Source organism: Pseudomonas sp. BNK-30, assembly GCF_047456185.1.
Taxonomy (GTDB): domain Bacteria; phylum Pseudomonadota; class Gammaproteobacteria; order Pseudomonadales; family Pseudomonadaceae; genus Aquipseudomonas; species Aquipseudomonas putida_E.
On sequence record NZ_CP179904.1, the window covers coordinates 514,255 to 537,822 of the forward strand.

24 protein-coding genes are annotated in these 23,568 nt (G+C 62.4%); 16 read left to right on the forward strand and 8 right to left on the reverse strand.

Annotation, left to right across the window (positions count from 1 at the left end):
* The first annotated feature begins 35 nt into the window (after positions 1 to 35).
* The 6 genes from lysS (at position 36) to ACMGGN_RS02405 (ending at position 5,531) form a co-directional block, all read left to right on the forward strand.
* Entirely contained in the window at positions 36 to 1,538 is a 1,503-nt protein-coding gene (gene lysS, locus ACMGGN_RS02380) for a lysine--tRNA ligase (protein WP_046784347.1), read from the forward strand.
* Positions 1,539 to 1,681: 143 nt separating this feature from the next.
* Positions 1,682 to 2,386 (forward strand): TetR/AcrR family transcriptional regulator, encoded by a 705-nt coding sequence (locus ACMGGN_RS02385; RefSeq protein WP_046784346.1) that lies wholly within the window; start codon positions 1,682 to 1,684, stop codon positions 2,384 to 2,386.
* A 29-nt stretch (positions 2,387 to 2,415) separates the two neighbouring features.
* Complete coding sequence (locus tag ACMGGN_RS02390; protein ID WP_115274015.1) at positions 2,416 to 2,964, forward strand: hypothetical protein; 549 nt, start codon at positions 2,416 to 2,418, stop codon at positions 2,962 to 2,964.
* A 71-nt stretch (positions 2,965 to 3,035) separates the two neighbouring features.
* Positions 3,036 to 4,313, forward strand: coding sequence for a flavohemoglobin expression-modulating QEGLA motif protein (locus tag ACMGGN_RS02395; protein WP_039602209.1), 1,278 nt, complete (start codon positions 3,036 to 3,038; stop codon positions 4,311 to 4,313).
* Positions 4,285 to 5,208, forward strand: coding sequence for an alpha/beta hydrolase (locus ACMGGN_RS02400; RefSeq protein ID WP_161872000.1), 924 nt, complete (start codon positions 4,285 to 4,287; stop codon positions 5,206 to 5,208). Before ACMGGN_RS02395 ends, ACMGGN_RS02400 begins: the two co-directional genes overlap by 29 nt.
* A complete protein-coding gene (locus ACMGGN_RS02405; protein WP_323614760.1) occupies positions 5,205 to 5,531 on the forward strand; it encodes a hypothetical protein in 327 nt (108 codons plus the stop codon). The genes ACMGGN_RS02400 and ACMGGN_RS02405 overlap by 4 nt, the downstream gene beginning before the upstream one ends.
* Positions 5,532 to 5,602: 71 nt before the next feature.
* On the opposite strand, the gene ACMGGN_RS02410 is transcribed toward ACMGGN_RS02405, so the two are convergent.
* The 3 genes from ACMGGN_RS02410 to ACMGGN_RS02420 all read right to left on the reverse strand — a co-directional run bounded on the left by ACMGGN_RS02410 (position 5,603) and on the right by ACMGGN_RS02420 (position 7,471).
* Positions 5,603 to 6,391 (reverse strand): OmpA family protein, encoded by a 789-nt coding sequence (locus ACMGGN_RS02410; RefSeq protein WP_115274017.1) that lies wholly within the window; start codon positions 6,389 to 6,391, stop codon positions 5,603 to 5,605.
* A gap of 50 nt (positions 6,392 to 6,441) precedes the next feature.
* Positions 6,442 to 6,855 carry a DUF4398 domain-containing protein gene (locus tag ACMGGN_RS02415; RefSeq protein WP_012315930.1) on the reverse strand — a complete coding sequence of 138 codons (414 nt, stop codon included), beginning with the start codon at positions 6,853 to 6,855 and terminating at the stop codon, positions 6,442 to 6,444.
* Positions 6,856 to 7,126: 271 nt separating this feature from the next.
* A complete protein-coding gene (locus ACMGGN_RS02420) occupies positions 7,127 to 7,471 on the reverse strand; it encodes a pilin assembly protein (RefSeq protein ID WP_251961863.1) in 345 nt (114 codons plus the stop codon).
* A 170-nt stretch (positions 7,472 to 7,641) separates the two neighbouring features.
* Between ACMGGN_RS02420 and ppc the strand changes: the two genes are divergently transcribed.
* The 7 genes from ppc (at position 7,642) to ACMGGN_RS02455 (ending at position 14,782) form a co-directional block, all read left to right on the forward strand.
* A complete protein-coding gene (ppc, locus tag ACMGGN_RS02425) occupies positions 7,642 to 10,269 on the forward strand; it encodes a phosphoenolpyruvate carboxylase (RefSeq protein WP_404601794.1) in 2,628 nt (875 codons plus the stop codon).
* 257 nt (positions 10,270 to 10,526) lie between these two features.
* Positions 10,527 to 11,177: an adenylate kinase gene (gene adk / locus ACMGGN_RS02430; RefSeq protein ID WP_012270800.1), complete on the forward strand. Its 651-nt coding sequence runs from the start codon at positions 10,527 to 10,529 to the stop codon at positions 11,175 to 11,177.
* Positions 11,178 to 11,264: 87 nt separating this feature from the next.
* Positions 11,265 to 11,939, forward strand: a complete 675-nt coding sequence (tsaB, locus tag ACMGGN_RS02435) for a tRNA (adenosine(37)-N6)-threonylcarbamoyltransferase complex dimerization subunit type 1 TsaB (RefSeq protein WP_046784340.1) — start codon at positions 11,265 to 11,267, stop codon at positions 11,937 to 11,939.
* A gap of 129 nt (positions 11,940 to 12,068) precedes the next feature.
* Positions 12,069 to 12,356 (forward strand): hypothetical protein, encoded by a 288-nt coding sequence (locus ACMGGN_RS02440; protein ID WP_115274020.1) that lies wholly within the window; start codon positions 12,069 to 12,071, stop codon positions 12,354 to 12,356.
* A gap of 3 nt (positions 12,357 to 12,359) precedes the next feature.
* Complete coding sequence (locus ACMGGN_RS02445; protein ID WP_237860079.1) at positions 12,360 to 13,229, forward strand: DUF72 domain-containing protein; 870 nt, start codon at positions 12,360 to 12,362, stop codon at positions 13,227 to 13,229.
* A gap of 29 nt (positions 13,230 to 13,258) precedes the next feature.
* Positions 13,259 to 14,089 (forward strand): isocitrate lyase/PEP mutase family protein, encoded by an 831-nt coding sequence (locus tag ACMGGN_RS02450; RefSeq protein ID WP_119687681.1) that lies wholly within the window; start codon positions 13,259 to 13,261, stop codon positions 14,087 to 14,089.
* Between the two features lie 6 nt (positions 14,090 to 14,095).
* Positions 14,096 to 14,782, forward strand: coding sequence for an extensin family protein (locus ACMGGN_RS02455; RefSeq protein ID WP_119687680.1), 687 nt, complete (start codon positions 14,096 to 14,098; stop codon positions 14,780 to 14,782).
* A gap of 2 nt (positions 14,783 to 14,784) precedes the next feature.
* Here the strand turns inward: ACMGGN_RS02455 and ACMGGN_RS02460 are convergent, their stop codons facing one another.
* Positions 14,785 to 15,405 (reverse strand): hypothetical protein, encoded by a 621-nt coding sequence (locus ACMGGN_RS02460; protein ID WP_046784335.1) that lies wholly within the window; start codon positions 15,403 to 15,405, stop codon positions 14,785 to 14,787.
* A 104-nt stretch (positions 15,406 to 15,509) separates the two neighbouring features.
* Here ACMGGN_RS02460 and ACMGGN_RS02465 point away from each other — a divergent pair, with 104 nt between their 5' ends.
* On the forward strand, positions 15,510 to 16,286 hold the full coding sequence (locus tag ACMGGN_RS02465; RefSeq protein ID WP_046784334.1) for a class I SAM-dependent methyltransferase: 777 nt from the start codon (positions 15,510 to 15,512) through the stop codon (positions 16,284 to 16,286).
* A 39-nt stretch (positions 16,287 to 16,325) separates the two neighbouring features.
* Here the strand turns inward: ACMGGN_RS02465 and ACMGGN_RS02470 are convergent, their stop codons facing one another.
* Complete coding sequence (locus ACMGGN_RS02470; protein WP_115274025.1) at positions 16,326 to 17,291, reverse strand: RHS repeat-associated core domain-containing protein; 966 nt, start codon at positions 17,289 to 17,291, stop codon at positions 16,326 to 16,328.
* 113 nt (positions 17,292 to 17,404) lie between these two features.
* Positions 17,405 to 18,034 (reverse strand): TetR/AcrR family transcriptional regulator, encoded by a 630-nt coding sequence (locus ACMGGN_RS02475; RefSeq protein ID WP_046784333.1) that lies wholly within the window; start codon positions 18,032 to 18,034, stop codon positions 17,405 to 17,407.
* 181 nt (positions 18,035 to 18,215) lie between these two features.
* On the opposite strand from ACMGGN_RS02475, the gene ACMGGN_RS02480 reads away from it, so the two are divergent.
* Together ACMGGN_RS02480 and ACMGGN_RS02485 are read left to right on the forward strand one after the other, a co-directional pair.
* Positions 18,216 to 19,316 (forward strand): efflux RND transporter periplasmic adaptor subunit, encoded by a 1,101-nt coding sequence (locus ACMGGN_RS02480; RefSeq protein WP_012315919.1) that lies wholly within the window; start codon positions 18,216 to 18,218, stop codon positions 19,314 to 19,316.
* Between the two features lie 6 nt (positions 19,317 to 19,322).
* On the forward strand, positions 19,323 to 22,388 hold the full coding sequence (locus ACMGGN_RS02485) for an efflux RND transporter permease subunit (protein WP_174142365.1): 3,066 nt from the start codon (positions 19,323 to 19,325) through the stop codon (positions 22,386 to 22,388).
* A gap of 36 nt (positions 22,389 to 22,424) precedes the next feature.
* On the opposite strand, the gene ACMGGN_RS02490 is transcribed toward ACMGGN_RS02485, so the two are convergent.
* Both ACMGGN_RS02490 and ACMGGN_RS02495 read right to left on the reverse strand, forming a co-directional pair.
* Complete coding sequence (locus ACMGGN_RS02490) at positions 22,425 to 23,114, reverse strand: DUF4197 domain-containing protein (protein WP_046784330.1); 690 nt, start codon at positions 23,112 to 23,114, stop codon at positions 22,425 to 22,427.
* Positions 23,115 to 23,147: 33 nt separating this feature from the next.
* A complete protein-coding gene (locus ACMGGN_RS02495; RefSeq protein ID WP_046784329.1) occupies positions 23,148 to 23,546 on the reverse strand; it encodes a YbaY family lipoprotein in 399 nt (132 codons plus the stop codon).
* Positions 23,547 to 23,568: the final 22 nt, after the last annotated feature.

The following is a 23,568-nucleotide window of genomic DNA, read 5'->3' on the forward strand; positions in this document are numbered from 1 at the left end:
AAGGGCAACGAATACCTGATGGAAAGAATGACGACATGAGCGACCTCAAGACCGAATCGCAAGACCTGCAACAGGAAGAAAACACCCTGATCGCCCTGCGCAAGGAAAAGCTTGCCGCCGAGCGCGAGAAGGGTCAGGCCTTCCCCAACGACTTCCGCCGCGACAGCTACTGCAACGACCTGCAGAAGCAATACGTCGACAAGACCAAGGAAGAGCTGGAAGCTGCAGCGATCCCGGTCAAGGTAGCCGGTCGCATCATGCTCAACCGTGGCTCGTTCATGGTGATCCAGGACATGACCGGGCGCATCCAGGTCTACGTCAACCGCAAGACCCTGCCGGAAGAAACCCTGGCCGCGGTCAAGACCTGGGACCTGGGCGACATCATCGCCGCCGAAGGCACCCTGGCCCGCTCCGGCAAGGGCGACCTGTACGTTGAAATGACCAACGTACGCCTGCTGACCAAGTCGCTGCGCCCGCTGCCGGACAAGCACCACGGCCTGACCGATACCGAGCAGCGCTACCGCCAGCGTTATGTCGACCTGATGGTCAACGAAGAAACCCGCCACACCTTCCGTGTGCGTTCGCAGGTGATCTCGCATATCCGCAAGTTCCTCATCGACCGCGACTTCCTGGAAGTCGAAACGCCGATGCTGCAGACCATTCCTGGCGGTGCCGCGGCCAAACCGTTCGAAACCCACCACAACGCCCTGGACATGGCCATGTTCCTGCGTATCGCGCCGGAGCTGTACCTCAAGCGCCTGGTGGTCGGTGGTTTCGAGAAAGTGTTCGAGATCAACCGCAACTTCCGTAACGAAGGCGTTTCGACCCGGCACAACCCCGAGTTCACCATGCTCGAGTTCTACCAGGCCTACGCTGACTACCGTGACAACATGGACCTCACCGAGGAACTGTTCCGCGAGCTAGCCCAGCTGGTCCTGGGCAGCACCGATGTACCGTATGGCGACAAGGTGTTCCACTTTGGTGAGCCGTTCGTGCGCCTGTCGGTGTTCGACTCGATCCTCAAGTACAACCCTGAACTGACTGCGGCCGACCTGCAGGATGTCGAGCGTGCCCGTGACATCGCCAAGAAAGCCGGTGCCAAGGTGCTGGGCCACGAGGGCCTGGGCAAGCTGCAGGTGATGATTTTCGAAGAACTGGTCGAGCACAAGCTGGAGCAGCCGCACTTCATTACCGAATACCCGTTCGAAGTTTCGCCGCTGGCCCGCCGCAACGACGACAACCCGGCCGTGACCGACCGCTTCGAGCTGTTCATCGGTGGCCGCGAGATCGCCAACGCCTACTCCGAGCTCAACGACGCCGAAGACCAGGCAGAGCGCTTCCTGGCCCAGGTGGCCGAGAAGGACGCCGGTGACGACGAAGCCATGCACTACGATGCCGACTTCGTTCGCGCCCTGGAGTACGGCATGCCACCGACTGCTGGTGAAGGCATCGGCATCGACCGCCTGGTGATGCTGCTGACCAACTCGCCTTCGATTCGCGACGTGATCCTGTTCCCGCACATGCGCCCACAGGCCTGAGTGAATTGAACAAGCCGCCTTTCGGGGCGGCTTTTTCTTGCCTGAAGCCTTATGTTGTTTGTCAGGGCCCTATCGCCGGCAAGCCGGCGAAAGGGCCGGTGCAGTCACCCCAAGATCAATGAGGTACACCCGTGACACCCGCAATGGCCCAGCAAGGCGCCGCCGGCATTGCCACCGCCGTCGCCGAAAGCGTGCAATACCAGGGTCGCAAGACCGCCCGCCAAGGCAGCGAACAGCGCCGCCAGTTGATCCTCGACGCCGCCATGCGGATTGTCGTGCGTGATGGCGTGCGTGGCGTGCGCCACCGTGCGGTCGCCGCCGAGGCCGGTGTGCCGCTGTCGGCCACGACCTACTACTTCAAGGATATCGAGGACCTGCTCACCGATACCTTCGCCCAATACGTCGAACGCAGCGCCGCCTACATGGCCAAGCTGTGGGCCAACACCGAAGTGGTGCTGCGCCAGCTGCTTGCCCAGGGTGATGGCAGTGCGCAATCAAGGGCGCGTCTGGCTGACGAAGTGGCGCAGATGACTGCCGACTACGTTTCCCGTCAGTTGGTCAACCGCCGCGACTTCCTGATGGCCGAGCAAGCCTTCCGCCAGGAAGCGCTGCTGTGCCCGCGCCTGGCCGAGCTGGTGTGCGCCCACGAGCAGATTCTGCTGCATGGCACGCGCCAGCTGTTACAGGTGGTCGGCTCGCAGCAACCGGAACAGGACGCCCAGATGTTGACGGCGATTATCGAGCAGATGGAATATCAGGGCCTGCTCAAGGATGCCGATGCGCAAGCCGATGGGCAGATGCTCGCTATGCTTACCCGTTACCTGCACCTGGTGTTGGCATCGGCCTGAGCCGAGAACGAACTTTCAAGGAGAACCTGATGAAAGCCTGGCGTGTGGTGTTGTTGACGTTGTCATTCCTCCTGCTGGGCGGTTGTCTGGTGACCTTCCATGAGCCGTTGCCGAGCAATCAGGCGGCGCCCAAGGCCCTGCTGGGCAAGTGGAGCAGCAAGGACGCCTGGGGCGAGCCACTGAAGCTAGCCATCAGCCGCAGCGGCGCCGATGCCTACAAGGCCGTGGCCACGGCCAAGGGCAAGAAACCCGAAGAGTACGTCTTCACCGTGTCACGCCACGGCAACCGCTGGTACCTCTCTGCCGGTGTACCCAAGCGCCTGGGCGGCCATTTCCTGATTGGCGGTTTCGATATCGTCGATGGCAAGGAACTGGTGATCTACAACCTTGATGTGGAACAGGTGCAGCAGGCGGTCGAGAAAAAAGAGCTGACCGGGCGCAACACCGAGGTACCGGAGGACAACGGTGAGGGCGTGCTGATCGACAGCCCGTCGGAGCGGGTGCTGGCCTATCTGGATGACCCGGCCAACTCCGACCTGTTCGTCGAGGTGGCGCGCTTCCAGCGCAGCGGCAAATGACCGTACAGGCCCCTCGCCGGCGTGCCGGCGAGGGGCCTGTACAGGTGCCTTGTTCTAGAAAGGAGTTCCCGGTGGACGAGTACCAGCAGACCATACGCGCACTGTCCGATCGCATCGTCACCGCGCAAACCCCTATACGTGTGCTCGATGCGGTCAAGTGGGATGACAACATCCGCCAGGGCTTTCTGAAGGCCAAGGGCAAAGAGCCGCCTGCAGTGGACCGCGCCTATTACCAGTCGCGGCCGCTGTCGTTCGACTCAAGTGCGGTCAAGGCCGAGTTCCAGAGCATCGAGCGCGACATCACCCGACAATTGGGGCAGTTCAACCCGGTGGGGCAGATCATGCGGCGCATGTGCAAGGAGTACCGCATGGTGGTGCGCATGCTCGAAGCACGCGGCACCGAGGATTTCGGCCTGATCTCCCAGGAACTCTATGGCGCGGCGTCCGATGCCTTCCACGCTGGCGACCCGACGCTGGCCGACCTTGGCCTGATGCTTTCCGATTACCTGAACAACATCGACGGCCGTGGTGACCTCAAGGACGAGCCGAAAAACCTGACTGCCAAGGAGGCCGTGGACATCCTCCAGCGCCGCCTGAACAAGGTGTTCGGCGAGGCCGAGGAAACCATCCGGGTGTTCGAGTCCGACGGCATCGTCGCCGATGCGGCGGCAGGGGCCGACTACATCAAGGTGCGCGCTGACGCCATGTTCAACAGCCGTGATGTGCGCGCGCTGGAAGTGCACGAGGGGCTGGTGCATGTGGGCACCACGCTCAACGGCCTCAACCAGCCGATCTGCACCTTCCTGTCGAAGGGCCCGCCTTCGTCGACGGTGACTCAGGAGGGTTTGGCGATTCTCATGGAGGTGATCGCCTTCGCCTCTTACCCCAGCCGTCTGCGCAAGCTCACCAACCGCACGCGCGCCATCCACATGGTCGAGGAGGGCGCCGATTTCCTCCAGGTGTTCGAGTTTTTCCGCGCCCAGGGCTTTGAAATGGCGCAGAGCTACAGCAATGCAAGCCGGGTGTTCCGCGGCTCGGTGCCCAATGGTCTGCCATTTACCAAGGATTTGTCCTACCTCAAGGGTTTCATCATGGTTTACAACTACATTCAGTTGGCCGTGAGAAAGGGCAAACTCGAGCAGATTCCGCTGCTGTTCTGCGGCAAGACTACCCTCGAAGACATGCGTACCTTGCGTCAGCTGGTCGAAGAAGGCCTGGTGGAACCGCCCAAGTACCTGCCGGAGCAGTTTCGCGACCTCAATGCGCTGTCGGCCTGGATGTGCTTCTCCAACTTCCTCAACCACCTGAGCCTTGATCGCATTGAAGCCGACTACGCGAACATTCTTTGAGCGCTGCCGCTGCCTGGTCCTGGGTTTGGCGCTGTTGGGCCTGGGCGGGTGCAGCAGCCTGTTGTTCTACCCGGAACCGGGCCAGCCGTTCACGCCCGAGCGTGCCAAGCTGCAGTACCGCGATGTCACCCTGACCACCGCCGACGGCGTCCGCCTGCATGGCTGGTGGCTGCCGGCCAAGGCGGGTGTCGAGGTCAAGGGCACGGTGCTGCACTTGCACGGCAATGGCGGCAATCTGGCTGGGCACCTGGGCGGTAGCTACTGGCTGCCGGAGCAGGGCTATCAGGTGCTGATGATCGATTACCGGGGCTATGGCCTGTCCCAGGGCAAGCCCGGCTTGCCACAGGTCTACAATGACATCGCAGCGGCCATGGCATGGCTCGACCAGGCCCCCGAGGTCAAGGGCAAACCCTTGGTATTGCTGGGGCAGAGCCTGGGCGGGGCAATGGCCATCCACTACCTGGCAGCCCACCCCGAGCAATGCCTGCGCTTCAGCGCACTGGTGTTCGATGGCGTGCCGGCCAGTTACCGTGATGTCGGGCGCTTTGCGCTGAGCACATCGTGGTTGACCTGGCCCTTGCAGGTGCCGTTGTCCTGGCTGGTACCCGATGGTGACAGCGCGATCCGTTCGGTCGAGCGCCTGAGCGGCCCGCCCAAGCTGTTCTTCCATAGCATCGACGACAACCTGGTGCCGATGAACAACGGCATTCGCCTGTACCAGCACGCACCGCCACCACGGGTGCTGCAACTGACCCGCGGCGGCCATGTACAGACCTTTGCCGACCCGGTCTGGCGCCAGGTGATGCTGCGTTTCCTTGATGACCCCCGCCATTTCAACGGCCTGCGGCGGCTGGCCGAAGTGCCCAACTATCCTGACGAGAAGAACAAGCAATGAGTGAAGAACGCAACGCCATCCCGCTGATCCTGACCGGTGTCGGCAGCATCATCGTGACGGTGGGGGCTCTGTGGTATTACGGCTACCTGCATTTCGCCAAGCCGGAGGATGCGTTGTTGCTGCAGGATTTCACCATGCTCAAGACCGTGCCTGGTGAGGACTACAAGGTTTCCCTCGACCCAGCGCCGCAGGTGGCGCAGTGTGTGGACGGTGTGCTGGTGCTGTTCGACACAGCGCAAAAGGGCCTTACCGGGGTACTGGTCGACAACCGCAAGCGTGCGGTGCGTTGCATGGGTGAGCAGACCCCGCAAAAAGTGCAATGACCCGCTCGAACCAACGATGAAAAAGAAGAACCCCGCCATGAAGGCGGGGTTCTTTTATCGACTTGTGAGCCTTACTGCACCTGGCTCACCGAACGCGGCGCTACCGGCTGGTTGTCGTTGGAGATGGTCACCTCCACCCGGCGGTTTTGCGCACGGCCCGAGTTGCTGCTGTTGTCAGCAACCGGGTATTCCTTGCCGTAGCCTTGAGCGACGATGCGCGCAGGGTCCACGCCTGCACGTACCAGCGCCATGCGCACGGCACCGGCGCGACGCTCGGACAGGGTCTGGTTGTAGTTGGCCGAACCGACGCTGTCGGTGTAACCCTCGACGATGACCTTGCGCTCAGGGTTTTCCTGAAGGAACTGGGCCAGCTTGGTCACGTTGGGCAAGGCGCTGCTCTTGAGTTCGGCCTTGTTGAAGTCGAACAGTACATCGCCGAAGGTCACCAGCGTACCGCGGTCGGTCTGCTTGGCGTTCAGGCTGTCCTGAAGCTTGGCGATCTGCGCGTCACGGGCATCGAGCTTGGCCTGGGCACGTTGGGCCGAGGCGTTTTTCAGCTCGTTTTCGGCCGAGCGCAGGGCAATGGTCTGCTTGGCCACTTCAACGCGCTGGTTGGTCAGGTAGGCCAACTGGTCGACTTTCTTGCTGTCCTCACGCTCCATGTAGGCCTTGTCGGCCTTGTTCAGCCAGTCTTGTGCGTCCTTGGTTTCAAGGGCTGCGATTTTGCTCGCCTGCGGGTCGCTCTGCAGCGACGAGAAGTTGGTGCGGGCCGACTCCAGGTTGGCGTTCGGGTCGTGCGAGCAGGCAGCGAGACCGACGCTCAGGGCCAGCAGGGCGGGAATCATGACGTGTTTGCGCATAGTGTTCATCCTTTGATCGAGTGCGAAGGCTAAGGCAGGCTGGGCGGCGCTCACTGAGCGCTACGCAGGCCTTCCTGACGTACGTCCTGAACGCCCTGGCGGGCGTCCTGCACGGCCTTCTGGGCCTTGGCCGCCTGGGCCTTGCGTTCGGCGAGGCGAGCGTCCCATTCGGCCTGCTCGGCCAGACGCTTGGCGTCCTCGTAGTTCTTGTCGTGCATGGCGATTTCGGCCTGCTTGAACTTGTCCTGCGCCGCTTTCATTTCAACGGCGGCGAACTCGGTACCGCCAGCGCTGACGGCGGAGTTCACGGCGGACTGGGTGACGGCATACTGCTCGGTGGGCGGGTTGCCCGCACAGCCGGCCAGGACCAGGCTACTGCCCAGGGCCAGCGCGGCCAGCTTGAACCCGCGCACATGAGTGGAGGAAAGTTTCGAAGTGCGGGTCTTCATGGTGGTCAGCTCCATTGGATCACTCCTGATAACGACGATGTCCGTAGCAGTCCATCCCATCGCTCAATCCCTGGCATCGCCGTGTGCTTCAGCTCAACGGTGCACGACGACAGTGTGCAGGGTTTTAGCGTGATGGCTATTGGCTGTGACTGGGTCGTTTTTTGAATAGTTCAGAAAAAAATGCCAACTATTTCTGACTGATCGGTCAGTGGTGTGTGAGCGGAACTTCCACTGTCAGAAGCGGTATTCCGGGCTGGAGGGCAGCCCGGAACGGAAGGCAGGCGCGTCAGCTTCCGCTGCCGTCGCCGGGGTTGCTGAGGGTGTGCAGATGGCGCCTTGAAAGCGCGAGAAAGCGCGGTGTAGAGCCTATGTCTTCGTACAGCGGATCGCCTTCTTCATCGGTGGAAATGACCTTGTTGCCCTGCACGTAGGGGAAGCTGGCTTCAAGCTCCTCGAGCGCGGCTGCGACCAGCTCACCGAGCAGTTCCTCGGCGGTGCGCTTGGGGTACATGTCGATGAGCGCCGCCAGGCGCGCCTCCGACTCCAGGTCCAGGTGCAAGGTATGGCCGGTCGGGCTCAGGGTGCCTGCGGCGTTCTGTTCCCAGTGCTGGGCGAGTTCGCGGATTTTCATGATGACCTCTGTAAACGCCTCGGAAGGGCTGCATTGCATCGGACTTCTGGACTTTTACTTTAGTTTGCTTTACCGGTCGTGGCTTGCCATGGCGGCCCCGCTGTGGGCACTCTTGGGCCAGTGCTGTTTCCTGAGCAGAGCGCGGGCGAGCCGCGCCGAAGAGAGGGCCAATGACTGATATCGATGTGCGCTTGCGTGAAGATGTCCATGTGTTGGGGGAGTTGCTTGGCGAAACCATTCGCCAGCAGCACGGTGACGCGTTCCTGCAGAAAATCGAGGACATTCGCCATAGCGCCAAGGCGGACCGGCGCAGCGCTGGCGAACAGCTGAGTTCTACCTTGGCGAACCTGGCTGAAGAAGACTTGTTGCCGGTGGCACGTGCCTTCAACCAGTTCCTCAACCTGGCCAACATGGCCGAGCAGTACCAGTTGATCCGGCGCCGTGATGCCGAGCAGCCAGAGCCTTTCGAGGCGCGGGTGCTGCCTGAGCTGCTGGCGCGTCTGAAGCAGGCCGGGCACAAGGATGATGCTTTGGCCAGGCAATTGGCCAAGCTCGATATCCAGCTGGTGCTCACCGCGCATCCCACCGAAGTGGCACGCCGCACATTGATCCAGAAGTACGATGCCATTGCTGGCCAGTTGGCCGTGCAAGACCATCGTGATTTGACCCCGGTCGAACGCCAGCAAGTGCGCGAGCGCCTGCGCCGGTTGATCGCTGAGGCCTGGCACACAGAAGAAATCCGGCGCACCCGGCCAACGCCTGTAGACGAAGCCAAATGGGGCTTCGCGGTGATCGAGCATTCCCTGTGGCATGCCATCCCCAGCCACCTGCGCAAGGTGGACAAGGCGCTGTTCGACGCCACTGGCCTGCGCCTGCCGCTGGAAGCGGCACCTGTGCGCTTTGCCTCGTGGATGGGCGGCGATCGTGATGGCAACCCCAACGTGACCGCCGCGGTGACACGCGAAGTGTTGCTGCTGGCACGCTGGATGGCGGCCGACCTGTTTTTGCGCGATGTCGACGCGCTGGCGGCAGAGTTGTCGATGCAGCAGGCCAACAGCGCTGTGCGCGAGCGGGTGGGGGACACCCCAGAGCCCTACCGCGCCGTGCTCAAGCAATTGCGTGACCGCTTGCGGGCGACGCGCGCCTGGGCCCATGCGTCGCTCACCGCTACCCAGCCGGCCAGTGCCGATGTGCTGGTGGACAACCGTGACCTGATCGCGCCGCTGGAGCTGTGCTACCAGTCCTTGCACGAATGTGGCATGGGCGTGATTGCCGATGGGCCATTGCTCGACAGTCTGCGCCGTGCGGTGACTTTTGGCCTGTTTCTGGGGCGCCTGGACGTGCGCCAGGATGCCGCCCGACACCGTGACGCGCTGTCGGAGATCACCGATTATCTGGGCATGGGCAGCTATGCGCACTGGGATGAAGACAAGCGTATCGCGTTCCTGCAGGCCGAATTGAAAAACCGCCGGCCATTGCTGCCGGCCCACTTCATGCCCCAGGCGGACACTGCCGAAGTGCTTGCCACCTGTCGCGAGATCGCTGCGGCGCCGGGCGCATCGCTCGGTTCGTATGTCATCTCCATGGCGGGCGCTGCATCGGATGTACTGGCTGTGCAGTTGCTGCTCAAGGAAGCCGGCCTGACCAGGCCGATGCGCGTGGTGCCGCTGTTCGAAACCCTGGCCGATCTGGACAACGCGGGCCCTGTGATGGAGCGGCTGCTCGGCCTGCCGGGCTATCGTGCGGGCTTGCGTGGGCCGCAGGAAGTGATGATCGGCTACTCCGATTCGGCCAAGGATGCCGGGACCACCGCCGCGGCCTGGGCCCAATATCGGGCGCAGGAAAATCTGGTACGCATCTGCCGTGAGCATCAGGTCGAACTGCTGCTGTTCCATGGCCGTGGCGGCACTGTCGGCCGCGGCGGTGGCCCGGCCCACGCGGCGATCCTCTCGCAACCACCGGGGTCAGTGGCAGGGCGGTTTCGCACCACCGAGCAAGGTGAGATGATCCGCTTCAAGTTTGGTTTGCCAGGTATCGCCGAGCAGAACCTCAACCTGTACCTGGCGGCGGTGCTGGAAGCGACCTTGCTGCCGCCGCCACCCCCTGAGCCGGCCTGGCGCGCCTTGATGGACCAACTGGCCGCCGATGGCGTCAAGGCTTACCGCAGCGTGGTGCGGGAGAACCCGGATTTCGTCGAGTATTTCCGCCAGTCCACACCCGAGCAGGAGCTGGGGCGCCTGCCGCTGGGCAGCCGCCCGGCCAAGCGTCGTGCCGGTGGCATCGAAAGCCTGCGGGCCATTCCATGGATCTTCGGCTGGACCCAGACGCGCCTGATGCTGCCAGCCTGGTTGGGGTGGGAGACCGCGCTGAGCAATGCACTGGCACGGGGGCAGGGTGAGTTGCTGGCGCAGATGCGTGAGCAGTGGCCGTTCTTCCGTACCCGCATCGACATGCTGGAGATGGTCTTGGCCAAAGCTGATGCGCAGATTGCCGAGGCCTACGACGAACGTCTGGTGCAACCGCAGTTGCTTCCTTTAGGTGCACATCTGCGCGACCTATTGTCGCAGTCCTGTCAGGTGGTATTGGGCCTGACCGGGCAGCAGGTGCTACTGGCGCACAGCCCGGAAACGCTGGAATTCATCAGCCTGCGCAACACCTACCTGGACCCGCTGCATCAGCTTCAGGCCGAGCTGCTGGCGCGCTCACGCCGCCGTGAAGCCGCTCTGGACAGCCCGCTGGAGCAGGCCCTGCTGGTGACAGTGGCAGGGATTGCCGCAGGCCTGCGCAACACAGGCTGAGGCCACGGCTGGCTGCCCGCGCGCAGGGCCGCCCTGCGGGCCAAACCAGGGCAGGGAAGGTGGTTGCGCTGGGCGCAACCGCCTGCAGCCTTGGCTACAGATGGCCCATTCCTGCAACTTTGGGAAGCTTGTCTGGCTGACGGGCGCTGTGTATCTTGAGCAGCCTTCTGACCGATTTATGGTCATACCCGATTTTCCGGACTTGGCCCTGGTTGCCGAATCCATTGAATTTCATAAAAAAATTTGAGGAGCACGAGATGCGCGTAATTCTGCTGGGAGCTCCCGGGGCCGGTAAAGGTACTCAGGCAAAATTCATCACCGAGAAGTTCGGTATCCCACAGATCTCCACCGGTGACATGCTGCGTGCTGCCGTCAAGGCCGGTACCCCGCTGGGCCTGGAGCTCAAGAAAGTCATGGATGCCGGCCAGCTGGTCTCCGACGAGCTGATCATCAGCCTGGTCAAGGAGCGCATCGCCCAGCCAGACTGCGCCAACGGCTGCCTGTTCGACGGTTTCCCACGCACCATTCCGCAGGCTGAAGCCATGGTCGCTGCCGGTGTCGACATCGATGCAGTGGTCGAGATCGCCGTCGACGACGAAGAGATCGTCGGCCGCATGGCGGGCCGCCGCGTGCACCTGGCCTCGGGCCGTACCTACCACATTCAGTACAACCCGCCGAAAGTGGAAGGCAAGGACGACGTTACTGGCGAAGACCTGATTCAGCGCGACGACGACAAGGAAGAAACCGTGCGTCATCGCCTGTCGGTCTACCACACCCAGACCAAGCCGCTGGTGGACTTCTACCAGAAGCTGTCGGCCGCCAACGCTGGCAAGCCGAAGTACAGCCACATCGAAGGCGTGGGTTCGGTAGATGCAATCACCGCCAAAGTGCTGGCAGCCCTGAGCTGATCCATCACCGTGTGTCACGACGGCCCGCTTGCGGGCCGTTGTCGTTTATACTGCCGCTCTTTTCACTTGCTCCTGGATACCCGTTCGATGACCACCCTGCTGGCCCTGGATACCGCCACCGAAGCCTGTTCCGTCGCGCTGCTGCATGATGGCAAGGTAACCAGCCATTACGAGGTGATCCCGCGCATGCATGCGCAGAAGCTGCTGCCGATGATCAAGCAGCTGCTGGGCGACTCCGGCGTGGCGCTCAATGCCCTCGATGCCATTGCCTTCGGCCGTGGCCCCGGCGCCTTCACCGGCGTGCGCATCGCCATCGGCGTGGTGCAAGGCCTGGCTTTCGCCCTGGAGCGCCCGGTACTGCCAGTGTCCAACCTGGCCGCGCTGGCCCAGGGTGCGTTGCGCGAGCATGGCGCGCAGCAGGTAGCGGCTGCCATCGATGCACGCATGGACGAGGTGTACTGGGGTTGCTACAAGGCGGTGGAGGGCGAAATGCGCCTGCAAGGCCTGGAAGCGGTGCTGCCACCGGAGCGCGTGGCGTTGCCTGATGGCAGCAGCGGCGATTGGTACGGGGCCGGCACCGGCTGGGGCTACGCCGAGCGTCTGGCCGTGCAGGCCAGTGCCAGCAACCCTGCGGCGCTGCCCAATGCGCTGGACATCCTCAGCTTGGCCAGCTTCGCCTGGGCACGCGGCGAGGCAATCGTTGCCGATCAGGCGCAACCGGTTTACCTGCGCGATAACGTAGCTACGCCCAAAGCCCGCTGACGGCTGTTCGTCGGTTATCGCGGCTGTCGATAAAACCTTTGTCGCAAACTGTGGTCCAGTTATCACTAGAGCATTAGCGATGGAACCCTGATGCTGCTAAATTGCCATCATTGGTCCTGAGTGCTCATCATGCGTATCGACGGTTTCTCACCGCAGTCCTATCCGGTAAAGCGCGCGCCGCGCAAAGCGGCGGTGCGCGATGAGAGCATCGACGATGCCGAGCTCGTCGAAGAGGGCGAGGCTGCTCCGGAAGCGGCGCCGCGCCGCCGTCCCGGTGGCTTGCCGGCCCGCCAGCAAGACATGGTTTTCCCACGTGCCCGTGACCGCCGCACGGCCACTGCGCTGGCCAGCTACCTCAGTACTGCCGGTTTTACCGATTGGGACATGGAAGTGCTGGGGCTGGACCTGTACATTTGAGGGATGAGTTCATCCCACCTGCCTTATTTCCTGGGTTGCCCGTCATGGAGCGAAAGCGCCTGGCGCGACTACCTGTATCCCGCTGACGCCCGCACCGGCGAATTTCTTGGCCTTTACAGCCAGGTGCTGAATGCCGTCGAGGGCAACACCACCTTCTATGCCCGCCCGGCGCCGAGCACTGTCGAGCGGTGGGCGCAGGTCATGCCTGCGCACTTTCGTTTTACTGCCAAGTTCCCCCGTGATGTCAGCCATGAAGGCGACCTGCGCGAGCGGCTGGAAGCCGCGCTGGACTTCACCCGGCTGATGGCGCCCCTTGGCCAGCGGGTGTCACCGTACTGGTTGCAATTGCCGGCTCAGTTCGGCCCGGCTCGCCTGGCTGAGCTGGGGCATTTTCTCGATGAAATCGGTGTGCCTGTGGCGGTGGAAGTGCGTAACCAGGCTTTTTTCTCCAAGGGTGAGGAGGAGCGCCTGCTCAACCGTTTGCTGCACGAGCGCGGTGTTGAACGTATCTGCCTGGACTCGCGTGCATTGTTCAGCTGTACCTCGCGTGAGGCCGCCGTGCTCGACGCGCAAGCCAAGAAGCCCAGGGTTGCGCTGCGCCCCGCAGCTTTCAGCCAGCACCCCCAGGTCCGTTTTATCGGCCATCCCGAGCTCGACGCCAATGAAGCGTTCCTTTCGCCGTGGGTTGAAAAGGTCGCCAGCTGGATCGAGGAAGGCCGTAGCCCGTACATCTTCCTGCACACCTCGGACAACCGCCTGGCCGCCGCGTTGGCTCAGCGTTTTCATCAGCGGCTGATGGCGCGCTTGCCGGGGTTGGCAGCTTTGCCGGAATTGCCACGCGCCCCTGAGGTCGAACAACTGGGGCTACTTTGACCCTTACCGACCAGCCGGAGGTTGTGATCATGGATGTACAAACCCTGCGTGCCGAAGCCTTCAAAGCCCTGCACGAGCGCGATGGCGCGTTCGTCATCCCCAACCCGTGGGATGCCGGTTCCGCCAAGCTCCTGGCAAGCCTCGGCTTCGAGGCGCTGGCTACCACCAGTGCAGGCCTTGCCTTCAGCCTTGGGCGAGCGGATGCCGAAGCGGCGCTGAGCCTGGACGAGACACTCGACAACGCCGGGATGATCGTCGATGCCACTGCCTTGCCCGTTGCCGCCGACCTGGAAAATGGTTTTGGTGACCTGCCTGAAGACTGTGCCCACGCCATCCTGCGTGCCGCTGAAGCAGGGTTGGTCGGCGGCTCGATCGAAGATGCCAGTGGGCGCAGCGACGCGCCGATCTATGACCTGGGCCTGGCCGTAGAGCGGGTGAGGGCTGCAGTGCAGGCGGCGCGCAGCCTGCCATTTCCTTTCATGCTCTGCGCCCGCGCGGAAAACCTGCTGCACGGGCAAATGGACCTGGATGACACCATCCTGCGTCTGCAGGCTTATGCCGAAGCGGGCGCCGACGTGCTCTATGCGCCGGGTTTGCGCACTGTCGAAGAGATTCGCGCGGTGGTACAGGCGGTGGCGCCGAAACCTGTCAATGTGCTGATGGGGCTGGCGGGTGTGCCATTGAGCGTCAATCAGTTGCAGGACTTGGGCGTACGCCGCATCAGCGTGGGCTCTTCGCTGGCCCGTGCGGCGCTCGGTGCGTTTCAGCGCGCGGCATTGGAAGTTCGTGACCAGGGTACGTTCAGCTATGGTGAGCAGGCGTTGCCGTTCGCCCAGCTCAACGACCTGTTCCGGCGCTGAAGCGCGGTGCGCGCATTGGTGCTGCTGTGCGGGCTGCTGCTGGTAGCAGGCCTTTTCTGGCAGTGGGGTTGGCGCCTGCCGCAGGCCTGGGATCCGTGGGCAGCACTGGACGTTCGTCAGCCGCCGAACCTGCTGACGCCCTATAAGCTTTCGCGTCTGCGTGATGATCCGCAGTTGTGCCGCCAAGCGTTGGCGACCACGAGCCTGCGCTATCGGGCGCAGGCCGATAGCCCGGCATCGGCCAATTGCCCGTTGCAAAACGTCTGGCGTATAGAACAAGGCCAGGCGCGGTTGAGTAGCAGCTTCCTGGCCAGTTGCCCGTTGGCGGTGGCCTATGCGCTGTTCGAAAAGCATGGCTTGCAACCTGCAGCGCAGCAGGTGTTTGGCCAGCCGGTGGCGCAGGTCGATCATCTGGGCAGCTTCGCCTGCCGCAACGTCTATAACCGCAAGCAGGGCCGGCTCAGTCAGCATGCCACGGCCAATGCGCTGGATATCAGCGGCTTTCGCCTGCAGGACGGGCAGCGGATCGTGCTGGCGCGGGACTGGCAGGCAGGCGGGCAAAAGGCGGCATTCCTGCGGCAAGTGCAGCAAGCGGCCTGTAAGAGCTTCAGTACGGTGCTGGGGCCGGAATACAATGCCGCCCACCGCAATCACTTTCACCTGGACATGGGGCTGTGGCAGATCTGCCGTTAAGCTCAGGCGTGGATGCGAACGTTGTTCAGCACTACCGGGCGCGCCCAGTGGATGTCGAATTCCAGATCGTTCTGCTGCTTGGCCATGGTCGCTGCGTCGAATGGCTCCGGCGCGGGGTCGAGCAGGCCCGTCTCAAACTCGGCGATAGGCAGGTGCAACGGGCGCGGGGAGGGCGCAGGGCCTGGCTCGGCAAGCGGCTGACCCTGGCTCATGACCACTGGGCGCAGCCAACTGTTGCTGATGTCCAGTTGGCGCTGCTGCTGAATCATCTCGGCGGCGCTGAATGGCTCCGGCGCTGGCTCCAGCAGGTTGGCTTCCAGCTCAGCCTTGGGCAGGAACAGAGGCTCGGGTGGTGCAACGATGGTGTCGTGCACGGGGCAGGCGCGTTGGGCATCGATCAGGGCCAGGGCCCTGGCCCCGCCAATCGGCTCGCCGCTGATTTTGTCGTACTGCGCCAGCGCCTGATGGGTGCTGTCTGCCTCATCCCCTTGCTGCTCGGCCATGGCGCGGGCAAAGAAATCCTGCCACAGGTGGCTGACGCCCCCCAGTGCCTGGGTATTCTGCCGACCGTAGTTGCCGACGGGCGACAGGTAGGTCAAGCCGATGGGAAGAGTATCTGTCATGGCAGTCGTGCGCGTTGTGCTCTGGCAGAATAGCGGGATATTGCCTGTATCGGCCGATGGTGCCGATTCATTAAGGGCTTGGTTCGAATTTTCAGGTGTGGATGATGGAAGAGCAAGGCACGGGTATCAGAGTCGAAGCGATGTCGGCTGAATATGCGCAACAGGCTACGGCATGGGCCGAGCGCCTGGGCCTGCCGCTGCAGGACGATGCCGCCGGTTTCGCTGTGCAGGTGGGCGCCGATGGCTTGCAGATCCAGCAGTTGGGCCCGCAGGCACCCGGGCCAGTGCGGGTGGACTTCGTCGAAGGCCAGGCAGCCCATCGGCGCCAGTTTGGCGGTGGCAACGGGCAGATGATCGCCAAGGCCGTGGGCATCGCCCAAGGCGTGCGGCCACAAGTGCTAGATGCCACGGCGGGTTTGGGCAAGGACGCGTTCGTGCTGGCCAGCCTGGGTTGCCAGATGACCCTGATCGAGCGCCAGCCGCTGATAGCCGCCTTGCTGGAAGACGGCCTGACGCGAGCCCGGTCGGATGACGAGGTAGGGCCTATCGTCGGCCGCATGCGGTTGCTGACAGGCAACGCCATCGAGCGTATGCGCAACTGGGAGGGGGAGGCACCGCAGGTGATCTACCTTGACCCCATGTTCCCGCACCGGGACAAGAGCGCCCTGGTGAAAAAGGAAATGCGCGTATTCCGGCCATTGGTCGGCGATGACCTGGATGCCCCGGCTTTGCTCGAAGCCGCGCTGGCGCTGGCCAGCCACCGGGTGGTGGTGAAGCGGCCGCGCAAGGCACCGATCATTGATGGACCAAAGCCGAGCCATAGCCTGGAAGGCAAGTCGAGCCGGTATGACATTTATCCGAAGAAGACGTTAAAAGTTTGATCGCAACTGCGAAACCATCTTGTGAGTCTTGCCTCAAGGCTAACTCACGATATTGCGGAGTCTATCTACTTCCTTGTCGATGTAATTACCGGTGAAATCAAGGAAATTTTGCGATGCTGGCCTGATTCGCGGCCACGTATTCGACGGCTGACCTGGCATGCTGGAGAGAGTAGCTGAGGTAGGGGCAACGTCGCTCCTGCTTGCAGCTTTGATTTTTTCAAACCTGTTTTCTATATCTTCCCAGGATGTTGAGTTTATCGAGGCGATTGACTCCCTGTGGTTTGCCGGGCGGACGTATCGAGTTTTGCCCTTGATTGTTACAGGGGTAAGACTCATTAATATGGCTTCTTGGAGGGTGGCGTTGAGGATTCTTTGCTCACCTTTTTTTCCAAATTCGCTCTGGTGGGCTTTTGTCTCCTTCATCCCTTTCACTTTTTGGCTCGCAATGCGTTTTTCAAGTATTTTGTATTCTCGGCGTGTGAGGTTGGGGTTTTGCTGATTCAGGCGACGAGAGATTTTATTTGCGCTGTATCCTCCGGTCATGAATTTTACTATCGAAAACATGCCGCTAGGATCCGATCTGTTAATAGGATCATTCATGCAGTAAGCGTAAGCATTGATCCCCCCCCTTTCAAATGGCGACAAGCTATCTGCACTGTGAAAGCGCATCAGTCCTGGATTGAAAAGGCGGTGACCATTACCCAGCATGTAGCCTATGGCAGAGGGCAACCAGCTCTGGCCTGTGAATCGAGATAACAATGGGCTGGCAGACGGGCGACTGTCATTACCGTAGGGAGCGTAGGCGATGGTCGTCTGGCTTTCTGAGAGAATGTTGACTGTTGACTCTTGTGCATCAGTGGCCAAGAGGCTTGTTTGCGAAGGCAGGCCTGTCGTTTCGCATAGGTTCTGGTCATTGGCGCTGAGCACTGTCTGGTGAGCACTGCTTGTATATAACGTCGAAAGCTTATTGCCTTTGTAAAAAATCTTCAGTTTTGGCGCTGTCATGGGGCGAGCTCATATTCGCAGATTCAATACGAGCTTGCTGAAGAATTGCATGGTTGACTACTGACAAAAATGCCAGGTAGTCATGTTGGTTAAACAGGCTCTGGCGGATTTGTTTAGAGTTGGAACGCCCGCAAGAACACCCCCACCACCTCGCGCACATGCGCCTCGGCCTCATCTCCCTCCAATGGCCCTGCACACCCCAGCAGCAACCGGTAATCGGGCGCTCCTTTGACCAGGCAGAAGAAGTGCTCGGCCGCGTGCAACGGGTTGTCGATGCGCAACAGGCCGCGCTCGGCGACTCCACGCAACAGCCCTTCCATGCCCGCCAGCACCCGTTTCGGCCCGGCTTCGTAAAAGAACTCGCCAAAGCTTGGGTCCTGACTGCCCTGGGCCATGATCAGGCGGCTCAACTTGACCGCCTCATCACTGCTGATCAACGCCTGGAAGCCCCGGGCAATGTTCAGCAACACCTGTTCGACGGCCGCGCCCTCGGGGTACTCGAACATCAGGTCGGGTAGCTGATTCTGGCAGGTAGCCATGACCGCAGAGCCAAACAGCGTCTGCTTGTCGTTGAAGTGGCTATAGACCGTGAGTTTTGAAACACCTGCCGCCGCAGCGACCGCATCCATGCTGGTGTTGGCATAGCCGAGGCTGAGGAACAGCGTCTTGGCCGCTTCGAGGATCGCCTCGCGCTTGGCCAGGTCCTTGGGGCGACCTGGGCCGATGGGTGCGTCGTTGGGCATTGGAATCCGTGTCTGGTTGAAGGGGCCCCCATCTTACCGGCTCGGTTGCCTTCCGGCTTCAGGGAATGGCCCATCGTTAACGTTGATTTTCTTTCCGACGCTGGCTTCCCGGCTTCGGTTCCCTGATTTAATATACTCGACAGTATAAATATTCGATGCGCTCGTCGCGAAAGGATTCATCATGTTGCGTCATGCCTTGTGCCTCGCTCTGCCTGCCGCTGCCGCCTTGTTGCTGGCGGCCTGCGGGCAGGAAGCCGCCCCGCCCACTGCTCCGCGCCCGGCGCTGGTGGTCCAGCCGCAACCGGCCCAAGCCTCAGCCGACAGCTACCCTGGCGAGGTGCGAGCGCGTTTCGAGCCGGAGCTGGCGTTCCGCATCGCTGGCAAGGTCAGCAAACGCCTGGTCGAGGAGGGGCAGCGGGTCCAGGCCGATCAGCCACTGGCAGAGCTCGACCCCCAGGACGTGCGCCTGCAACTCGAGGCCAACCGCGCCCAATTGGCGGCCGCCGAGGCCAACCTGGCGCTGGTGCGCGCCGAGCGTGACCGCTACCGCAAGCTGCTGGATCGGCAGATGGTCAGCCACTCTCTGTACGACAATGCCGAAAATCTCTACCGGGCCGGGCTCGCGCGCCTCAAGCAGGCCAAAGCCGAGTTCGACGTGGCTGGCAACCAGGCCGGTTACGCCGTGTTGCGTGCGCCCCAGGCCGGCGTGATCGCCAAGCGTCAGGTCGAGGTCGGCCAGGTGGTGGCTGCCGGGCAAACGGTGTTCACGCTGGCGGCCGACGGTGAGCGCGAAGTCGTCATCGGACTGCCGGAGCAGCAGTTCGCCCGCTTCGCCGTTGGCCAGCAGGTCAGTGTCGAGCTGTGGTCGCGGCGCAATGAGCGCTTCCAGGGCCGTATCCGTGAGTTGTCGCCCGCAGCCGACCCCCGTTCCCGTACCTTCGCCGCACGTATCGCGTTCAACTCGGCCAAGGTGCCCGCCGATCTTGGGCAGAGCGCTCGGGTATTCATCGCCCATGACGGGCTGATCCCGCTGGCTGTACCTCTCTCGGCGATTACCGCTGAAAACGGCCAGGCGTACGTCTGGCGAGTCAACCAGGACCGTCGACTGGAGCGTGCTGCCGTGCGCCTGGGGCCTTATGGCAGTGACACTGTCCCCGTACTTGAGGGCCTGAACCCTGGCGACTGGGTGGTTGCCGCCGGCGGCCACGTGCTGCGCGAAGGGCAGGAGGTGCGGCCGGTGGACCGTACCAACCGTGTGGTGAACCTGACGGCCAAGGAGTAAGTCCCGATGGGTTTCAACCTTTCCGCCTGGGCGCTGCGCAATCGCCAGATCGTACTGTTCCTGATGATCCTGCTGGCTGCCATTGGCGCCATGTCCTACACCAAGCTGGGGCAGAGCGAGGATCCACCCTTTACCTTCAAGGCCATGGTCATCCGTACCCTGTGGCCGGGGGCCACGGCCGAGGAAGTGTCGCGCCAGGTCACCGAGCGCATCGAGAAGAAGCTGATGGAAACCGGCGAGTACGAAAAGATCGTCTCGTTCTCGCGCCCCGGCGAATCGCAGGTGACCTTCATGGCCCGGGATTCGCTGCATTCCAAGGACATCCCCGAGCTGTGGTACCAGATCCGCAAGAAGGTCGCGGATATCCGCCACACCCTGCCCCCGGAAATCCAGGGGCCGTTCTTCAATGATGAGTTCGGCACCACCTTCGGCAACATTTATGCGCTCACCGGCACCGGCTTCGACTATGCGGTACTGAAGGACTACGCCGACCGCATCCAGATCCAGCTGCAACGGGTCAAGGACGTGGGCAAGGTCGAACTGATCGGCCTGCAGGACGAAAAAATCTGGATCGAGCTGTCCAACCTCAAGCTGGCCACCCTGGGCGTGCCGCTGGAGGCCGTGCAGCAAGCGCTGCGGGAGCAGAACGCGGTGAGTACCGCCGGCTTTTTCGAAACCCCCAGCGAGCGCTTGCAACTGCGCGTCAGCGGGCAGTTCGACAGTGTCGAGCAGATTCGTCAGTTTCCCATTCGGGTAGGGGACCGTACCTTCCGTATCGGCGATGTCGCCGAGGTGTACCGTGGCTTCAACGACCCGCCTGCGCCGCGCATGCGCTTCATGGGCGAAGACGCGATCGGCCTGGCCGTGTCGATGAAAGATGGCGGCGACATCCTGGTACTGGGCAAGGCACTGGAAGGTGAGTTCGAACGCTTGGCGCGCAACCTGCCGGCCGGCATGCAGCTGCGCAAAGTCTCCGACCAGCCGGCGGCGGTCAAGGCGGGCGTGGGTGAGTTCGTCCAGGTGCTGGTCGAGGCGCTGGTCATCGTGCTGTTGGTGAGCTTCTTCTCACTTGGCCTGCGTACCGGTTTGGTGGTGGCCCTGGCGATACCCCTGGTACTGGCGATGACCTTTGCCGCCATGCACTATTTCGGCATCGGCCTGCACAAGATCTCGCTGGGCGCGCTGGTATTGGCCTTGGGCCTGCTGGTGGACGACGCGATCATTGCCGTGGAAATGATGGCGATCAAGATGGAGCAGGGCTTCGATCGGTTCAAGGCTGCCAGTTACGCCTGGACCAGTACGGCCTTCCCGATGCTGACCGGTACGCTGATTACCGCTGCCGGCTTCCTGCCGATTGCCACGGCAGCGTCGAGTACGGGTGAGTACACCCGCTCGATCTTCCAGGTGGTGACCATCGCGCTGATCACCTCATGGGTGGTGGCCGTGGTGTTCGTACCTTACCTGGGTGAACGGTTGCTGCCGGACCTGGCCAAGCTGCATGCCGCCCGTCATGACGGTAGTGGGCATGCGCCAGACCCCTATGCCACACCTTTCTACCAGCGTGTGCGACGTGTGGTGGAGTGGTGCGTGCGGCGGCGCAAGACGGTCATCCTGCTGACCATCGCAGCCTTTGTCGGCAGCATTGCGTTGTTCCGCTTCGTGCCGCAGCAGTTCTTCCCGGCGTCTGGTCGCCCAGAGCTGATGGTCGACCTGAAACTGGCCGAGGGTGCGTCGCTGGGCAATACCACCGAGCGGGTCAAGCAACTGGAGGCCCTGCTCAAGCAGCAGGATGGCATCGACAACTATGTGGCCTACGTGGGCACGGGGTCGCCGCGTTTCTATCTGCCATTGGACCAGCAACTGCCCGCCGCCAGCTTTGCCCAGTTCGTCGTGCTGGCCACGTCCATGGAGGAGCGCGAGCGCTTGCGCAGTTGGCTGATCAACACTGTGGACCAGCAATTCCCCGACCTGCGTGCCCGCGTCACCCGCCTGGAAAACGGCCCGCCCGTGGGCTACCCGGTGCAGTTCCGGGTCACGGGCGAGCATATCGAGAAGGTGCGCGCCCTGGCCCGCGAAGTCGCGGACAAGGTGCGCGAGAACCCGCATGTGGTGAACGTGCACCTTGACTGGGAAGAGCCGAGCAAGGCGGTGTTCCTGGCGATCGACCAGGACCGTGCGCGCGCACTTGGCGTAAGCACCGCGCACCTGTCGAGCTTCCTGCGAAGCTCGCTCACCGGTACCACGGTGAGCCAGTACCGGGAGGACAACGAGCTGATCGAGATTCTTTTGCGCGGCACGCAGAAAGAACGTGGCGAGCTGGGCAACCTTGGCAGCCTGGCGTTGCCCACCGACAACGGCCAGAGCGTTGCGCTATCGCAGGTAGCGACCCTGGACTATGGCTTCGAGGAAGGCATCATCTGGCACCGTAACCGCTTGCCGACGGTGACCGTACGCGCCGACATCTATGACAAGCAGCAGCCGGCGACCCTGGTCAGGCAGATTGCCCCGACCTTGCAGGAGGTCAAGGACAAGCTGCCTGATGGCTACCTGCTGGAAGTGGGCGGCACAGTCGAGGACTCCGAGCGTGGGCAGAAGTCGGTGAACGCCGGTATGCCGTTGTTCATCGTAGTGGTGCTCAGCTTGCTGATGATCCAGCTGCGCAGCTTCTCGCGCACGGTGATGGTGTTCCTCACGGCGCCACTGGGGCTGATCGGCGTGACCTTGTTCCTGTTGGTGTTCCGCCAGCCGTTCGGCTTCGTCGCCATGCTTGGCACCATTGCCCTGGCGGGGATGATCATGCGCAACTCGGTGATCCTGGTGGATCAGATCGAGCAGGATATCGCCTCGGGGCTGGACCGTTGGCAGGCGATCATCGAGGCTACCGTGCGACGCTTCAGGCCGATCGTGCTGACCGCACTGGCGGCGGTGCTGGCGATGATTCCGTTGTCCAGAAGCGTGTTCTATGGGCCGATGGCGGTGGCGATCATGGGCGGGTTGATCGTTGCCACGGCGCTGACCCTGTTGTTCCTGCCGGCATTGTATGCGGCGTGGTTCAGGGTGAAGAAGGGCTGAAGGCTGCGGGGGAGGGCGTCGCCCTCCCTTCGCGGGTCACAGGGCGCCAAATACCTTCTTGGCCAGGCTGGTAGCCGCCTGTGCAGGGTTCTGACGAATGCTCTGTTCTTGTTTGGCGATCATTTCAAACAGGCCGTCGAGGGCTTTTTCGGTCACATAGCTCTCGACATTGGCACTCTTGGCATCGCCCAGGCCCAGGGCTGACGCCTGGCCGGCAAAGCTGTTGTATTGTTGAACCACGCCAACCTTATCGGTCGCCGCCTTGACGATGGGCAGGAACTTGGCGCGGATCTGCTCCCGGCTGCTCTTGTTCAGGTACTGGGTGGCCGAGTCGTCACCGCCGCTGAGAATGCCCTTGGCGTCGGTCACACTCATGTTCTTCACCGCGTCCACCAGGATCGCCTGGGCCTGCGGCACCGCCGCTTCAGCGGCCTTGTTCATACTGTCTTCCAGGGCGGTAACCTCATCACCTTTGCCAAACATCTTCATGGCTTTGGCGGCTTTGCCGAGGTTGCCTGGCAACTCGATGCGTACATCGGGGTTATTGCTGAACCCGCCTGGGGTGCTCAGTTGCTTGACGGCGAGCTGCGCCCCTTGGGTCAGGGCATCCTTCAGGCCGCCGGTGGCGTCTTTCTGGCTCAGGTCGCCAAGTGACAGGGCCAGCGCGCTGGCCGACAGCAGCAGGCCGGCGCACAGGGTGGTCAAGCGCAGGGAGGAGCGAATCATGAAGCTTTCCTTTTGAACAGAAGTAGGCGGGGATCAGCGCACCGGATCGACTTTGATCCGTACTGGCTGCTCATCGCTGCCGTCGAGTTTGACCCCATGATGCTCGGTGTTGATGAACAGCAGCTTGCCGTTCAGCTCGATGCGGGCGCTCACCGCGTAGCGGTGGCCAGGCTTGACCTGGGCTGGGTCATACGTGAGGTGGAACGGCAGCGGCACGTTGCCTTTGACCGGGCCGGCCTGGCGGGCCAGGGTCACCGCAGGGGCGTCCATCAGCGACACGTCTTGCAGTTCGACACTCAAGGTGGCGCTGGGCGGCAGGGCAATGCGCTGCAGGTAGAAGACTTCACCGTCCAGGCTGGCCTGTGGCGATGGGGTGTGGCTGGAACAGGCTGCGAGCAGGGAGGCGCAACACAGCATAACGAGCTTTTTCATGGATTCTCCGTTGTCCTTGGGC

Bases quoted from the DNA above. Each gene is read 5' to 3' on its own strand.
- lysS (WP_046784347.1), top strand. From the start codon at position 36: ATGAGCGACCTCAAGACCGAATCGCAAGACCTGCAACAGGAAGAAAAC.
- ACMGGN_RS02385 (WP_046784346.1), top strand. From the start codon at position 1,682: ATGGCCCAGCAAGGCGCCGCCGGCATTGCCACCGCCGTCGCCGAAAGC.
- ACMGGN_RS02390 (WP_115274015.1), top strand. From the start codon at position 2,416: ATGAAAGCCTGGCGTGTGGTGTTGTTGACGTTGTCATTCCTCCTGCTG.
- ACMGGN_RS02405 (WP_323614760.1), top strand. From the start codon at position 5,205: ATGAGTGAAGAACGCAACGCCATCCCGCTGATCCTGACCGGTGTCGGC.
- ACMGGN_RS02410 (WP_115274017.1), bottom strand. From the start codon at position 6,391: ATGCGCAAACACGTCATGATTCCCGCCCTGCTGGCCCTGAGCGTCGGT.
- ACMGGN_RS02415 (WP_012315930.1), bottom strand. From the start codon at position 6,855: ATGGAGCTGACCACCATGAAGACCCGCACTTCGAAACTTTCCTCCACT.
- ACMGGN_RS02420 (WP_251961863.1), bottom strand. From the start codon at position 7,471: ATGAAAATCCGCGAACTCGCCCAGCACTGGGAACAGAACGCCGCAGGC.
- ppc (WP_404601794.1), top strand. From the start codon at position 7,642: ATGACTGATATCGATGTGCGCTTGCGTGAAGATGTCCATGTGTTGGGG.
- adk (WP_012270800.1), top strand. From the start codon at position 10,527: ATGCGCGTAATTCTGCTGGGAGCTCCCGGGGCCGGTAAAGGTACTCAG.
- tsaB (WP_046784340.1), top strand. From the start codon at position 11,265: ATGACCACCCTGCTGGCCCTGGATACCGCCACCGAAGCCTGTTCCGTC.
- ACMGGN_RS02440 (WP_115274020.1), top strand. From the start codon at position 12,069: ATGCGTATCGACGGTTTCTCACCGCAGTCCTATCCGGTAAAGCGCGCG.
- ACMGGN_RS02445 (WP_237860079.1), top strand. From the start codon at position 12,360: ATGAGTTCATCCCACCTGCCTTATTTCCTGGGTTGCCCGTCATGGAGC.
- ACMGGN_RS02450 (WP_119687681.1), top strand. From the start codon at position 13,259: ATGGATGTACAAACCCTGCGTGCCGAAGCCTTCAAAGCCCTGCACGAG.
- ACMGGN_RS02460 (WP_046784335.1), bottom strand. From the start codon at position 15,405: ATGACAGATACTCTTCCCATCGGCTTGACCTACCTGTCGCCCGTCGGC.
- ACMGGN_RS02465 (WP_046784334.1), top strand. From the start codon at position 15,510: ATGGAAGAGCAAGGCACGGGTATCAGAGTCGAAGCGATGTCGGCTGAA.
- ACMGGN_RS02470 (WP_115274025.1), bottom strand. From the start codon at position 17,291: ATGACAGCGCCAAAACTGAAGATTTTTTACAAAGGCAATAAGCTTTCG.
- ACMGGN_RS02475 (WP_046784333.1), bottom strand. From the start codon at position 18,034: ATGCCCAACGACGCACCCATCGGCCCAGGTCGCCCCAAGGACCTGGCC.
- ACMGGN_RS02480 (WP_012315919.1), top strand. From the start codon at position 18,216: ATGTTGCGTCATGCCTTGTGCCTCGCTCTGCCTGCCGCTGCCGCCTTG.
- ACMGGN_RS02485 (WP_174142365.1), top strand. From the start codon at position 19,323: ATGGGTTTCAACCTTTCCGCCTGGGCGCTGCGCAATCGCCAGATCGTA.
- ACMGGN_RS02490 (WP_046784330.1), bottom strand. From the start codon at position 23,114: ATGATTCGCTCCTCCCTGCGCTTGACCACCCTGTGCGCCGGCCTGCTG.
- ACMGGN_RS02495 (WP_046784329.1), bottom strand. From the start codon at position 23,546: ATGAAAAAGCTCGTTATGCTGTGTTGCGCCTCCCTGCTCGCAGCCTGT.